12 protein-coding genes and 5 tRNA genes are annotated in these 11185 nt (G+C 37.8%); 5 read left to right on the top strand and 12 right to left on the bottom strand.

The genetic code is table 11. The annotated features are described in order from the left end of the window. Positions 1-9: 9 nt before the first annotated feature. Together rbfA and infB are read right to left on the bottom strand one after the other, a co-directional pair. Positions 10-336, bottom strand: coding sequence for a 30S ribosome-binding factor RbfA (gene rbfA / locus KKH39_02125; protein MBU1202820.1), 327 nt, complete (start codon positions 334-336; stop codon positions 10-12). Further along, the gene (gene infB / locus KKH39_02130; GenBank protein ID MBU1202821.1) at positions 329-2305 is read right to left on the bottom strand and encodes a translation initiation factor IF-2; all 1977 of its coding nucleotides are present in this window, start codon (positions 2303-2305) and stop codon (positions 329-331) included. The genes rbfA and infB overlap by 8 nt, the downstream gene beginning before the upstream one ends. Positions 2306-2625: 320 nt before the next feature. Between infB and KKH39_02135 the strand changes: the two genes are divergently transcribed. Together KKH39_02135 and KKH39_02140 are read left to right on the top strand one after the other, a co-directional pair. Further along, positions 2626-3735, top strand: coding sequence for a hypothetical protein (locus KKH39_02135; protein ID MBU1202822.1), 1110 nt, complete (start codon positions 2626-2628; stop codon positions 3733-3735). Between the two features lie 52 nt (positions 3736-3787). Then, a tRNA-Ile gene (locus KKH39_02140) sits at positions 3788-3864 on the top strand. Positions 3865-4190: 326 nt separating this feature from the next. Here KKH39_02140 and KKH39_02145 read toward each other — a convergent pair. The 5 genes from KKH39_02145 to KKH39_02165 form a co-directional block, all read right to left on the bottom strand. Then, entirely contained in the window at positions 4191-4349 is a 159-nt protein-coding gene (locus tag KKH39_02145) for a hypothetical protein (GenBank protein ID MBU1202823.1), read from the bottom strand. Positions 4350-4488: 139 nt separating this feature from the next. Beyond that, positions 4489-4731, bottom strand: a complete 243-nt coding sequence (locus KKH39_02150) for a hypothetical protein (GenBank protein ID MBU1202824.1) — start codon at positions 4729-4731, stop codon at positions 4489-4491. Between the two features lie 270 nt (positions 4732-5001). Continuing rightward, positions 5002-5340 carry a hypothetical protein gene (locus KKH39_02155; protein ID MBU1202825.1) on the bottom strand — a complete coding sequence of 113 codons (339 nt, stop codon included), beginning with the start codon at positions 5338-5340 and terminating at the stop codon, positions 5002-5004. Then, positions 5330-5680 (bottom strand): hypothetical protein, encoded by a 351-nt coding sequence (locus KKH39_02160; GenBank protein ID MBU1202826.1) that lies wholly within the window; start codon positions 5678-5680, stop codon positions 5330-5332. The genes KKH39_02155 and KKH39_02160 overlap by 11 nt, the downstream gene beginning before the upstream one ends. A gap of 308 nt (positions 5681-5988) precedes the next feature. Next, positions 5989-6609 carry a hypothetical protein gene (locus tag KKH39_02165; protein MBU1202827.1) on the bottom strand — a complete coding sequence of 207 codons (621 nt, stop codon included), beginning with the start codon at positions 6607-6609 and terminating at the stop codon, positions 5989-5991. A 318-nt stretch (positions 6610-6927) separates the two neighbouring features. On the opposite strand from KKH39_02165, the gene KKH39_02170 reads away from it, so the two are divergent. Both KKH39_02170 and KKH39_02175 read left to right on the top strand, forming a co-directional pair. Then, the gene (locus KKH39_02170; GenBank protein ID MBU1202828.1) at positions 6928-7920 is read left to right on the top strand and encodes a magnesium transporter; all 993 of its coding nucleotides are present in this window, start codon (positions 6928-6930) and stop codon (positions 7918-7920) included. 14 nt (positions 7921-7934) lie between these two features. Then, a complete protein-coding gene (locus KKH39_02175; GenBank protein ID MBU1202829.1) occupies positions 7935-8417 on the top strand; it encodes a tryptophan-rich sensory protein in 483 nt (160 codons plus the stop codon). 183 nt (positions 8418-8600) lie between these two features. Here KKH39_02175 and KKH39_02180 read toward each other — a convergent pair. The 5 genes from KKH39_02180 to KKH39_02200 form a co-directional block, all read right to left on the bottom strand. After that, positions 8601-8690: transfer RNA gene (locus tag KKH39_02180), tRNA-Ser, on the bottom strand. Positions 8691-8702: 12 nt separating this feature from the next. Continuing rightward, on the bottom strand, positions 8703-9731 hold the full coding sequence (locus KKH39_02185; protein ID MBU1202830.1) for a histidinol-phosphate aminotransferase family protein: 1029 nt from the start codon (positions 9729-9731) through the stop codon (positions 8703-8705). Between the two features lie 135 nt (positions 9732-9866). Next, positions 9867-9943, bottom strand: a tRNA-Ala gene (locus KKH39_02190). A 24-nt stretch (positions 9944-9967) separates the two neighbouring features. Further along, positions 9968-10044: transfer RNA gene (locus tag KKH39_02195), tRNA-Pro, on the bottom strand. Positions 10045-10146: 102 nt separating this feature from the next. Beyond that, positions 10147-10233 (bottom strand) — tRNA-Leu (locus KKH39_02200). Positions 10234-10692: 459 nt separating this feature from the next. Between KKH39_02200 and KKH39_02205 the strand changes: the two genes are divergently transcribed. Continuing rightward, positions 10693-11118, top strand: a complete 426-nt coding sequence (locus KKH39_02205; protein MBU1202831.1) for a hypothetical protein — start codon at positions 10693-10695, stop codon at positions 11116-11118. Positions 11119-11185 lie beyond the last annotated feature (67 nt).

Consider the following 11185-nt stretch of genomic DNA (forward strand, 5'->3'; position numbering starts at 1 on the left):
TTAGCAGGGTTAATTTTTTAGGGCTTCATCAATTGCTTTGTATTTGAGGTCTCTATCATCTAATTCAAATTGGATTTTTGGAGTTACCCGGATAGATATTTTTTTGCCGATTTGTCTTTGGACATGTCCGGTGAATCTACGGATAGCTTCCAGACCACTTCCGGTTTTGTTTTGAGGTATAACACTTACATAAGCAGTGGCATTTTTTAAATCGTCGGCCACTGTTACTTGTGACACACTGACGAGCATGCCCATTGGCGCTTCAAAATCACGGATTATTATATTGTTTATTTCGCTACGCAGTAGCTCGGCTATTTGTTCAGTCCTCTTACTCATATGATTCTTGGAAAAATTCTAAAATATCGCCGACTTCTATAATTGGTTCACCTTTATATTCTAAGCCAGCTTCATTGCCGGTTACTACTTCGGCGACATTTTCTTTGGCTGACTGCAGACTGACAAGTTGGCCAATGGTCTCTACTTGTTCATTTTTTAGGACTTTTATTTTGCTGTCTTTGCTTATTTTTCCTTCTATGACTTTGCCACCAACTATCATGCCGCCTTTGGTGGTTTTAAATATTGCCAAGACCTGCATTTTACCCAAAAATTTGTGAATAGTTTTTTTACCTTTTATGGCAGTCAATATCTTTTCTACTTCTTCTAATAGTTTGTATATAATATCAAAGTGGAGGATAGTAACATGTTTTTCATTGGCTAGGGTGGCAGTGTTTTTGTTTTCTTTTATATGAAAACCAATAATAATAGCATTAGTTGCTTCGGCATTTAAGACATCATCTTCAGTAATCTGACCCAAACCTTTTTTGATAACTTTTAATCTGGTATCTTCTACTTTTATTTTTGACAATGATTCTTCTATGGCTTCGGCTGACCCCATTACATCTGATTTGATGATTAGATTAAGATGGGCAGTATTTTGTTCTTCCTCGCCATTATTATTGCTACTATTACTGACTTTTACGGCTTTGCTTTGGCTACTCATTTCCTTGAGACGTGATTTGAATTCTTTTTTGTCTTGGATGACTTCTAATATTTCGCCGACTTTTGGTAATTGTTTTAGGCCGAGGATTTTAACCGGAGTAGAGGGTAGAGCGCTATTTAGGTTTTTACCAGTCCAGTCCTGCATGATTTTTATCTTGCCCGATACTGAGCCAACACAAAAAGTATCACCAAGTTGCAGATTACCAGCTTGGACTAAGACAGTGGCTACTGGTCCGGCGCTTTTGTCTACATGAGATTCAATGATTGTGCCGACAGCCGGTCCTGTAGAATCAGCTTTCTTTTCTTCCATATCAGCCACCAAAAGAATCATATCCAAAAGCTCAGGAATATTTTTTTTGAATTTGGCAGATATTGGCTGGCAGATTATTTTGCCACCCCAATCTTCTGGGATCAAATTAATTTCGGAAAGCCCTTGTTTTACTTTGTCGATGTCAGCTTCCTCTTTGTCGATTTTGTTTATTGCTACTACGAAAGGTAATTTTTCTTTTTGGATGACAGAAATACTTTCTAGTGTTTGCGGTTGCAAACCATCATCAGCCGCAACCACTAGGATAGCTACGTCAGCTATTTGGCCTCCGCGACTTCGCATAGCCTTGAAAGCTTCATGTCCGGGAGTATCTAAGAAAGTAATCAGTCTATCGCGAGTGACTACCTGGTAAGCACCAATATGTTGGGTAATGCCACCTGCTTCTTGATCAACTACATTGGTTTCACGGATTGCATCAAGCAACTTTGTTTTACCGTGGTCGACGTGACCCATGACTACTACTACTGGTGGGCGAGTGTCTTTGGCTGTGCGCTTGCCCAATAGCGATTCTAGTTTTTCTCTTTTGCTCTGCTCTTGTATTATTTCTTCGTCGGATTTTATAGCTTTGAATCCTAAATCCTCAGCTATGATAGTGGCTGTATCAAAATCAATACGCTCATTGAGAGAAACCATAATGCCGTTTTTCATCAGTTCACCCATCAGCTTAGCGACTGGCAACTTCATAAGCTCGGCCATATCTTTGACAATTATGGTTTCACCCATTGATATTTCTTTACTAGCTTTTTTTTGTTCAGTTTCAGCTTGTAGATTTTCTTTACCCCTTTCTTCTACCTGAGAAAGCTCGTGTTGCATACGGGCTTTTTTGACCTGTTTTCTCCAAGCCTCGGTTATTTTGGGGACCAAGTTGTCATCTACTTTGATAGCTCTAGCTCCAATATCAAAACCAAGTTCCGGTAATTTTTCCAGGAGCTCGGTGGTTGTTACTTTGAGTTGTCTAGCAAGAGCACTTACATTCATCCCATTTAGAAATTTATTTTGTTAAACATGGTAAAATCATAAAAATTTTATGAGCTATACTGTCTAATTATATTAGTCAAATATAGTATAATTGTTTTACTCCGTTAGAGTTTTGTGAGTTTCTAACGGGTTCATGATTTTGTAGAATTAAATGAATACACTGAAAAAACGTGTATTTTTTAAATAGTTCGCCCTAACTCTACTAAATTATCCTAAAAAAGTCAATCCTTCCACTTGGCTCAGGCTAGATAATTTGTGGTTTTTTAGTATTGACAATATTCCATAAATGTTATAGATTTAATGGTCAAAATAAAATTTAAATGGAATTAGAAATCAAAAAATTAAATAAGCTTTTGGGGCAAGCAAATAATATCTTGATCAGCGGACCAAAAGATTCAAATTTGGATGTGTTAGGCGCGGCTTATGCCTGGCATATTTTTTTATCATCCAATAAAAAGAAAGTAGATATTGCTTTTGATGGTAAGATAGCTAAGTATAATTTTTTTCCAGAAAATATAAATATAGATAATAGTCTGGGGGAATTAAATAAATTTAAGATTATTTTGGATGTTTCCAAGACTCAAGTCAAGCAACTTAGCTATGATGTCAGGGGAGATAAGTTGGAAATTGATATAGTGCCACAAGACGGTTTATTCTCAGCTCAAGATGTTAGTACGGCTCGGGGGAATTATAAATATGATTTGGTTATTACCTTGGGGGCGGATAGTCTAGATGTTTTGGGTAATATATTTTCAGAAAACAGGGATTTATTTCACAGTCGTCCTATAGTCAATATAGATAATTCTGTTTTAAATGAAAATTATGGGGAGTTGGATATAGTAGAAGCTAGCGCCACTTCAGTATCTGAAATATCCTATAATATTTTAAAAAAATATTTAGATAAAGAAATGTCAACTTATCTTTTGGCTGGCATGATATTTGCCACGTCCAGTTTTCAGTCGCCAAAAGTGACACCTTATACTTTAGAAATTGCCAGTAATCTGATAATAAAAGGGGCTCAACGAGAAAAAATAATAGACACTTTATATCGTACTAAAGATATAAGCACTCTCAAGAGTTGGGGTAAAGTGCTTTCTAGGATAAAAAAAACGGGGCCACTTATTAGCTCATTTTTGCGTCACGAAGAAGCTGAATATTTACCAGAGAGCTTTGAAGAAATGATAAAAGATTTGATACTGTCTACGCCAGATGCTCAGGTAGCAATTATATTTTATCAGCTGGAGCTGCAGCGTACCGAAGTCTGGGTCTATGCCAGTAATAATATAAATGCTAGTGACTTGGTCAAAGATATCCAAGGTAAAGGTAATCGTCGCAGCGCTAAATTGGAAATAGATAAAGATATAGAGGCTGCCCAGGAATTTTTGTTGGATAAGATACAAAAGAAATTGGATATTATAAATAGTGCCTAGACTTCACAAAAAGTCCGTCTTACTCTATAATATTTATGTTTATTTAATTTATCGTCCTGTAGCTCAGCTGGTTAGAGCACCACTCTTATAAAGTGGGGGTCCTGGGTTCAAGTCCCAGCAGGACGACCAGATTGACATTTTATCCACTATTTGCTATATTTCTATCGTTAAATTTATTATCAAGATATGGGAACAAAACTAAAGAATAAAAGATTATCTGTAAAAAGACGTCGCAGAAAGAAACTCAAGAGACGCAATAGATTTAAAAATAAATAATTTTTACCTGTCTACGGTAGGTAGGTATTTATTCAATAAAGAACCGTTTTTGCCTAGCGCGATTATTGTGGCATTAGCGGTTTTTTGTTAGGTTTAAAAGATAAAAAATCGCGCCCCCTTTTTCCAACATAGGATTAAGGGGGCGTTAGTATAGGCTGACCGCCTATTGTGTTGTAGACTCAGGCCACCTTGGCCAGAGTAGGGTAGGAGGAGATCCTAGCCAAACCAGGGTCTTCAAACTGGACAGCAAAGTAGGAATCGGACATCCCGACCAGCCGGCCTTGTCTGATACCAGAAAGCCAGTAGATCCAGCGTATATCACCACGCTTGACGACCACGAAAGTGCGGCGTCCTTTGTGGATGATGGCCTTGCGTCCGGTTAGGGAATTGGTCAAGGTCAGGTCTCGGTGTAGGATAGCCGTTACGCGAGGCAGTTCCGGTAGGAGTTCTTGGAGTTTTTCCAGAGTAGACATGAGTTTAGCTCCCTTCAGGCAGGCGAAGCAGCCGATTGAAGATGCTGGGGTCTTCGACAAAGCTTCGAATTTCACCAATCTGGTCAAGGTCGTAGTTGAAGTAAAGGGTGTAGGAGCCAGCTGGCAAAATGATGATTTCTTGGACTTGTCCGGTTATAGGGTCGATGACTTCAACACTGGTGTTTGTGTCCAGGACAATGGTCTTGGGATCAGCGAGGATTGACTGAAATTTTTCGGCTTGAGTCATGACATTTTCCTCCTAGTGAAAAGAACAGATTTGAGCATAAAAAAATATTCCTTTTCAGGAATATTTAATTCACTCTATATAAATATTTTTTTCTTTGACAAATTCAGAACTGAGAAAAAATAAAAGCCCTTTATCGGGGGTCATTTTCTGATGATGGGCATATCTTTTTTTCATCTTTATAATTATAGCAAAAATAAATATTTGGTCAACTAGTCTTAAAATAAAGGGAAAATTGAAGCCCCCACCAAGATGTCTGTCTATAGTGGGGGCTCAAGCTTGGCCGGGGCTTAGTGATCCGTTTTGGATCAATTGGAGGTGCTGTCTCAGTGCTTGTTCAACTTCTTGGGCCGTTTCTTTCCGGCAGTAGAGGCGAGCTACATCAATCGCCGCATGTAGGGTTTTTTCATCGGGTAGGGAGTAAAAGTTTTGGATAGCCATGGCCATGAGTTTGGCGCCGTCTTCTTGCATGGTTTCACCTCCTTGAGGTTTCGAGTTAAGGACAGGGCGGAGAAAAATAGAGTAATATTTATTTATAATATTAATATTGGTATTTGTCAAGAAAAGGAAGGCCGCCCGACTAGAAGCCGGGCGGCTATGTTTAGGAAGCATTGACAGCCTCTTCGGCATCATTGTCTTCCGATACGTCCTCGGTAGGTGTGAGTTGTGGCAGCAACTCCAGGACCTTGAGAGGCACGATGGAAACCCTGAGACCAGGGTAGTCTTTTTGGGTGGAGGCCCAAATCCAGCTGGTTATAGATTGGCCGACCATGCGACCTTGGTCAAGCTCTTTCTTGATGACCAAGAGGTCATGAGGAAAGATAGTAGGATCTCCTGGATTGGCTATCCTGACCAACTTGTAAGTACCAGCGGCGTAGACTATTGGTTTCCCCTGGATAAGAGGGCTTGGGAACAGGGTATCCTCCTCTGTGGAAAAGTCTATGAGGTTCATCGGGTGATGAGCAACGAGGGTGAAGATTAAGTGCTTTGCGACGTTGCCTCCGTGCTAGAGAAGTGAGTGAGGTGCGAGTGGCGGGGGGATATATTTTTATTATACACAAAAAATAGGATAAGGGAAATTTTTATAATTTTTATAAAAAGAAAGCCGCCCTGGAACGTTTGGCGTTCCAGGGCGGAGGGAAAAACAAGGTCAGCTAGCTTGTACGTATCTAGGACTTGTTTTCGAATTGGCTGGGGTTGAAATCAACAACCACTATCAGTCGTTGGGGGAGATGGCAGATTTAGTATAATAGTTCCTTTCTAGACAGGGTAATTACCTCTGAGTCGGAGCCACTCTTCACGACCTTTGGGGCGTATAGCTTCGGAGCCGGCCAGACACAAGGGACAGTCCTGAGGTTGCCAGGTGTCAATCTGGGGAGCGATCAAGCTGATGATCTTACGACCATCCAGATCAGATAATCCCGATCGGTTGACCAGCGCTAGAATGGTATGGCTCACAATCCCGCCTGCTTCGCTTATACCGGCGATGCTCTGGCGGGTGGTTTTGCCAGTAGTCATGACATCTTCAACCATTAGTACCCTGGTGCCAGGCTTCAGTGGAAAGCGTTTGAGCAACATCTGGTTGTCAACCTTTTCGGTGAAGCCGGCTTCCTTCTCCATACTCAGAGCCAGTTGGTAGGCCAGAGTGACGCCGCCCATGGCTGAACCAATAACCATATCATATGGACAATTGTGTAGCCAGTTGGCCTGATTGGCCAGGTGCCAGCAAGCCTTTTCCAGTAGAGCAGGGTTGCGGATAATTAGGCTACAGTTGACAAAGCCGTTGGAGTGCAGTCCACTGGTCAAAAGAGCGTGGGGACGCTGAGGATTGTTGTCGTGGAGCCACAGGGCACCGGTTTGTTTGAAGACTTCCAGCCACATGAACATGATTTAGCCTTTCTGTTGGGAGTGAACTATTTTTGACAAGCTAGCGCCTTGTCTGTTTTTCGGACTAATTTTTCTATATTTAATGATTTTTGTCAATTGATAAAGCTTTTTTAATTTTGAGAAATAAGGTAAAATATAGATATGAATTTAAGAAAATTTTATTTAGGTAGAGCTATAGGATTTGTAGTAGTTTTGGTGCTAGCTTTTATTTGGTGGTTATTTTTTAAATAATAATATTATTTTGTCAATTGATAAAGCTTTTTTAATTTTGAGAAATAAGCTAAAATATAAGTATAGCATTTTAAAATAAAAATGGATAAAAATCTAAGCACTAATTTTCCAAAACATTCAGCCGGAGACATTATGACAGTCTCGGTGCCAATAGTCAGTCCGGAAAATACTATCCGAACCGTAGAAGAATATCTTCTCAAAGATGTCAGGAAGTTGGAATCCATAAACTATGTTTATGTCCTTTCCAAAACAGGTTTATTAAAAGGTGTAATGTCGGTCAAAGAGATTTTTCGTCAGCCAAAAAACAAAATCGTATCGGAGGTAATGGTCAAAAATTTAGTGACGGCTCATCCCTATACAGATAGAGAAAGAGTGGCATTTATATCTTTGAAAAATAATATCAAAGCTGTGCCAGTTGTTGATAAGGATAATAAATTTTTGGGTGCGGTTTTGAGTGATACTATATTAGATGCTATTTATCAGGAGTCTCAAGAAGACATTTTGCACTTAGCTGGTGTGGAACAGTACACCAAATTCAACATTGATAACATCAGCTCTTTGTCCATGCTTGTATCTTTGAAACATCGTTTACCATGGCTGATCATTGGTTTGTTGGGTGGTATATTGGCCGCTCAAATAATAGGTCTTTTTGAACACACGCTGTCTGAAAATATTATTTTAGCTTCTTTTATACCATTGGTAGTTTATATGGCCAGCGCGGTTGGTACTCAAGTGGGCTTTTTTATTATTCGTGATTTAGCTATCAACCCAAAACTTAATTTTTTTATTTATACCATAAAACAGTTTAGGGTAATATTTTTTATAGGTGTAGTGGTCAGTATTTTAATATTTATAGTTACTTTGGTTTTTTATAGTAATATCTCGGTAGCTTTTGTCTTGGCTTTGGCTATGTTTTTGGCAATTTTGTCTTCTATTATTACGGGCTTATTTATTCCTTATGCATTTTCCAGATTACGTTTTGATCCCGCTAATGCTAGTGGCCCGATTGCAACGATTATTCAGGATCTAACAAGTGTGACAATATATCTCTTGGTGGCTAAATGGCTTTTATAAATAATTTTAATAATATGAAAAAATCACAAAATATTAACAAATTATTTATTGCAATTGTATTGTGTTTGTCAGTTGGTTTTTTGGGTTCAATTTTTACTACACCGGCTATAGACACCTGGTATAATACTTTGCAAAAACCGGATTTTAATCCGCCTAGTTGGATTTTTGGACCGGTTTGGACAACGCTTTATATACTGATGGGAATTGCTTTATTTTTTGTCTGGCAAAAAGGGCTTAAAAAAAGAAATGTGCGTTTTGCTTTTTGGCTGTTTATAATGCATTTGGTTTTTAATCTTTTTTGGTCAATTTTATTTTTTGGATTAAAAAATATAGGTCTAGCTATGATAGATATTTTAGTTTTATGGCTTATGATTATAGCTTTGATTTATAGTTTTTGTGAGATAGACAAAAAAGCGGCTTGGTTACTAGTGCCATACTTTTTTTGGGTTAGTTTTGCCGGTGCCTTAAATTATGCAATTTGGCTTTTAAATAAATGATGAAATATTTTAGCTAATCAAGACAGGTTTCTTTTTGATATAGTGCTATTATTTGTGGCCATAGTATTAATCTTGGGTGGAGCGGCATTCCTAATCAAAAAATATAAAAACTAGAAAGTATAAAAAAGCGCTTGTTAAAAAGCGTTTTTTTGTTTTTCTTGTCCATTGTACCATCATAGTACATGGCGGTGGGGGTGGGATTTGAACCCACGAGCCGCTTTCACGACTACCGGTTTTCGAGACCAGCGCTTTCAACCACTCAGCCACCCCACCATTTTATATAAATTATCCAATCTTTTTATTATCCATATCTTTTAGTGTATTTAAAAATCTCTTGCTATATTTTGGCAAAGTGATAGAGACTCTCATCATATCTTCTCCTAAAAACATCGCTACTTTAAAATTTTGTTTGGCCACAATGTTTTTTAATTTGTTCAATATTTTTTTGTTTACTTTGATCAATATAAAGTTGGTGCAACTTTTATAGGCTATAAAATTTTTTAGTTTGTTTATTTCTTCTGTCAGATTGTCACGATCTTTAATTATTTTTTTGGCAATATTTCCGTAATAATTAGTTGAGTCTAAGGCAGCGATAGCAATATTTTCCAGAATTTGGCTGAAATTTAAATAATATGCTTGATAATTTATAATTTTTAAAGCCTGTTTTCCAGCCAGAGCATAGCCAATGCGCAGTCCTGCTAAACCATAAAATTTGGAAAAAGTTCTGACCAGCATTAGGTGAGGGTATTTTTTGGTAAGGTTAATATATTTTTTATCTTGATAGTTTGGGTCAAAACCAAAGTATGCTTCGTCCAGTATTACTAGAGTATTTTTTGATACAGTATTTAAAACTTTTTTTAAATCAGCAAAATTTAGTACATTGCCGGTTGGGTTGTTTGGTGAAGTGAGTAAGACTATACTTGGTTTATATTTTTTATATTTTTTTATCAAATCATCTATATCAAAATAAAAACTATTTTTATCAGACACCATTTTGGATTCATACATTTTTATTTTTAGGTGTTTGAGATAGCTAGAAAAATAAGCAAAGTGGTATTGGTTGACTAAGATGGAATCTTTTTTTCTATCAAGTGATCTAAAAAGTCCTCTAAAGAAATCTTCCAAGCCATAAAATATCAAAATTTGCTGGCTAGGAAAATTGAATTTTTTGGATATTTTTTCAGCCAAAGGAGAATGATAATAGCCACCTATATATCGGGATATTTTTTGTTGGGGGAAATTTTTGATAGCTTTTTTTACTTTGTCTGATGGTGGGTAAAAAAGCTCATTGCGATTTATGATGTATTGTTTCATGGTTTTATAATAATTGCCTTTCGACTCGCTTCGCTCGCTCAAGACACTCGATTCTACAAATCTAGAATGGTCGTAGGTGTTTTTAAACACCGAAAAACACGAGTGAGGCTTTTGCGAAGCAAATGGCGAATCGAGTGGTGGACCGTGCCGGAATTGAACCGGCGGCCTCTACAATGCGAATGTAGCGCTCTAGCCATCTGAGCTAACGGCCCGCGTTGCTAGGAAGTGGTTATACGTGGTCGGAGTGGTGGGACTTGAACCCACGACCTCATCGTCCCGAACGATGCGCGCTAGCCAACTGCGCCACACCCCGTGAACTACTCGTCGTTTGACGACTCGAGTTCACGGCAGGCCTCTTAATTATCTAAGTAGATGGGGCTTGCCATAAACCGGAGCGCCAAGCGCGACTGGTTTATGGTACCGAAGAGAGGACTTGAACCTCCACGTCCTATTGGACACATGGCTCTGAACCATGCGCGTCTACCAATTCCGCCACTTCGGCATACAAATAAACCTTGTTTTTTGATAATGCTATATTGATGCCCCAATAGATTTGCCAATTCTCGTAGTCCCGCAAAGCGGGGCGCCACTTCGGCCTGTTATTATTATAGCAGTGATTCATTATATAGATAAATATGTAAGAAGTCAAAACTATAATAATCCTTTTCATATTTGTCAAAATATTGTGTAATAGTTATATAAAAACAAGATAAAATTAAATAAAAACTTATGAAAAAATACATTATGATGTTTATAACTATAAGCATTTAGGCTACGCTACGTGTGGCTGTGTTTTTGATAGTTGTAATCTAGTCCCAAAAAGGGTAAAATAATAGTATAATTTTATTATAAATAATAAAAAATAAATTTATGAAACCGCCAGTATTTTTTTGGGTAATTATTGCTTTTCTAATCATTGCTCTTATTTTTGCCGCTATATTAAAATTTAATCAATAAAAATATGGGAAAAACATTTTATTGGCTGCCGAGAATATTTGGTATTTTATTTACATTATTTGTTTCATTGTTTGTCCTAGATGTTTTTGATGGGCAATTTTCTTGGCTAGCACTTTTGATGCACCTTTTACCGAGTATATTACTTTTGATAGTCCTCATTGTATCTTGGAAAATGGAAAGGTTGGGGGCGGCACTTTGGTTTATCCTAGTCGTGGTGTATATAGTGATGACTTGGGGCAAGATTGATTGGTCAGCTTATCTGGCCATGGCTTTGCCAGCTCTAGTAATTGGCGTATTATTTTTGGTGTCTAATGGTTATGGTTCAGGGTTTTCTACAACAAGTGATATCTCAATACCAAAACCTCAGTTTCGGTCAAAGCAAGATGCAAATTCTGCCAATAAGAATAACGATTCGTCAGCAGTTGGCTAATAAATATTTAAATCTATCAAAAAACGGCCAAAAAAGTTGATAAGTTGACATTATCTGAATAGCTATT

The sequence above is a fragment of the Patescibacteria group bacterium genome, assembly GCA_018819405.1.
Lineage (GTDB): Bacteria > Patescibacteriota > Patescibacteriia > UBA1558 > GWA2-36-10 > XYD1-37-29.

Bases quoted from the DNA above. Each gene is read 5' to 3' on its own strand.
- KKH39_02165 (MBU1202827.1), bottom strand. From the start codon at position 6,609: ATGTGGCTGGAAGTCTTCAAACAAACCGGTGCCCTGTGGCTCCACGAC.
- KKH39_02160 (MBU1202826.1), bottom strand. From the start codon at position 5,680: ATGAACCTCATAGACTTTTCCACAGAGGAGGATACCCTGTTCCCAAGC.
- KKH39_02155 (MBU1202825.1), bottom strand. From the start codon at position 5,340: ATGCTTCCTAAACATAGCCGCCCGGCTTCTAGTCGGGCGGCCTTCCTT.
- rbfA (MBU1202820.1), bottom strand. From the start codon at position 336: ATGAGTAAGAGGACTGAACAAATAGCCGAGCTACTGCGTAGCGAAATA.
- KKH39_02150 (MBU1202824.1), bottom strand. From the start codon at position 4,731: ATGACTCAAGCCGAAAAATTTCAGTCAATCCTCGCTGATCCCAAGACC.
- KKH39_02135 (MBU1202822.1), top strand. From the start codon at position 2,626: ATGGAATTAGAAATCAAAAAATTAAATAAGCTTTTGGGGCAAGCAAAT.
- KKH39_02170 (MBU1202828.1), top strand. From the start codon at position 6,928: ATGGATAAAAATCTAAGCACTAATTTTCCAAAACATTCAGCCGGAGAC.
- KKH39_02185 (MBU1202830.1), bottom strand. From the start codon at position 9,731: ATGAAACAATACATCATAAATCGCAATGAGCTTTTTTACCCACCATCA.
- infB (MBU1202821.1), bottom strand. From the start codon at position 2,305: ATGAATGTAAGTGCTCTTGCTAGACAACTCAAAGTAACAACCACCGAG.
- KKH39_02175 (MBU1202829.1), top strand. From the start codon at position 7,935: ATGAAAAAATCACAAAATATTAACAAATTATTTATTGCAATTGTATTG.
- KKH39_02205 (MBU1202831.1), top strand. From the start codon at position 10,693: ATGGGAAAAACATTTTATTGGCTGCCGAGAATATTTGGTATTTTATTT.